Here is a 1,804-nt window from a genome sequence, read left to right as displayed (position 1 = left end):
GATACTGCTGGCGAATGGTTGGAGCGATTGAGGCGGGGTCGGCGTTCAGGCTGTAGGGGCTTGGGTTTAGACCTGGAGGGTTCCATGTCGCTCCGCCCGACCGTGAGCGGTGAGGTTCCAGCTTCAACCGCAACCGTTGCCCGCGCGGCCTTTCCCCGTGGCAATCCCTATCTGCTCTTGCGCGACCGGCTCGGGACGATTTTCACCGATGCCCCGTTCGCAGCTCTCTTCGCCCCCTGCGGCCAGCCGGCGGAATGCCCGTGGCGGTTGGCGCTTGTGACCCTGCTCCAGTTCGCCGAGAACCTGTCCGACCGGCGGGCGGCCGATGCTGTCCGCAGCCGCATCGATTGGAAGTACCTGCTCGGACTGGAACTAACCGACCCTGGCTTCGATGCGTCTGTCCTGAGTGAGTTCCGCAGCCGTCTTGTGACAGGCGGCGCGGAAGAACACCTGCTCGACACCCTCCTGGCGCTGTGCCAGGAGCACAAGCTGCTGAGAGCCCGTGGCCGCCAGCGCACCGACTCCACGCACGTGCTCGGAGCGGTCCGCTCCCTCAACCGTCTCGAATGCGTGACCGAGACGCTGCGCGCCGCCCTCAATGCCTTGGCGTCCGCAGCCCCCGAGTGGCTGCGCGTCCATGCCGATCCGGTCTGGCTGGAGCGCTATGGCAGACGGGCGAGCGATTATGACGTGCCGCAGGGCGAGGCGAAGCGGCGTGCCCATGCCGAGCAGATCGGGCGCGATGGTCATCAGTTGCTTGCGGCGATCACAGCCTCTGATGCACCAGTATGGTTGCGCGAGATCCCGGCTGTAGAGCTCCTGCGGCAGGTCTGGGTGCAGAATTTCTGTCTCATCGACCCGGCTCAGGCTGTAGAACCTGGGGGCGGCGCATTCTCCGAGACTACACCTCTGGTGCGGTGGCGGACCGAGCATGAGGGATTTCCACCCTCTCTGCTGATGGCCGGTTCACCCTACGATCCAGAGGTTCATTATGCCAAGAAGGGGACCACAACCTGGATTGGCTACAAGGTTCATCTGACCGAGGCTTGCGACGAGGGCGGTCCGCACCTGATCACGCACGTGGAGACCACGCCGGCGCCGGTCGTGGATCGCGATGCCCTCAACACCATTCATGATGGGCTCAAGGCCAAGGGTCTGCTGCCCGACACTCACCTCGTCGATGCTGGTTATGTCGCGGCCGATCAGCTCGTCGCCAGTCGCCGGACCTATGGCGTCACGCTCCTGGGGCCGGCTCCCCAGAATTATCAGTGGCAGACCCAATCCGGTGAGGGCTTCACCTTGCAGGACTTCATCTTCGATTGGGATCGGCAAGTCGCGATCTGCCCGGCCGGCCACGAGAGCAGGAGCTGGCTTCCCGATTACTGGCAGGGACGGACGGCCTTCAAGGTGCGCTTCTCGACGACCCACTGTCGCCCCTGCCCGTTGAAGGCGCAGTGTACCCGGAGCGACCAGCGGCTCCTCACGCTGCGCCCTCAGGAGGAGCACGAGACCCTTGCAGCAGCTCGCGAGCGCGAGGCGCAGCCTGCCTTCGCCAGAGAGTACCAGCAGCGCGCCGGCATCGAGGGAGCGATCTCGGCTGGCGTGCGCGCCCTACACCTGCGGCGCTCGCGCTACATTGGTCTCGCCAAAACGCATCTCCAGCACGTGCTGACGGCGGCCGCTATGAACCTCATCCGGCTAGGGGCTTGGTTCGCGGGCACACCGCTCGCGCGAACGCGTCAGTCAGCATTCACAAGGCTCATGACGCTTCCAACAGGTGCATGATGGATTCGCCAGCAGTATC

The 1,804-nt window shown here is 64.9% G+C and carries 1 protein-coding gene; it reads left to right on the top strand.

Going from position 1 to position 1,804, the window contains the following annotated elements:
• The first annotated feature begins 84 nt into the window (after positions 1-84).
• Complete coding sequence (locus ACFOYU_RS15385; RefSeq protein ID WP_377034265.1) at positions 85-1,785, top strand: IS1182 family transposase; 1,701 nt, start codon at positions 85-87, stop codon at positions 1,783-1,785.
• Positions 1,786-1,804: the final 19 nt, after the last annotated feature.

The organism is Microvirga sp. GCM10011540 (assembly GCF_042650665.1).
Lineage (GTDB): Bacteria > Pseudomonadota > Alphaproteobacteria > Rhizobiales > Beijerinckiaceae > Microvirga > Microvirga lenta.
Note: the sequence above shows the minus strand (reverse complement) of the source record. Positions and strands in the feature narration are given on the sequence as shown.

Coding starts and splice junctions, on each gene's coding strand:
- ACFOYU_RS15385 (WP_377034265.1), top strand. CDS start 85: ATGTCGCTCCGCCCGACCGTGAGCGGTGAGGTTCCAGCTTCAACCGCA.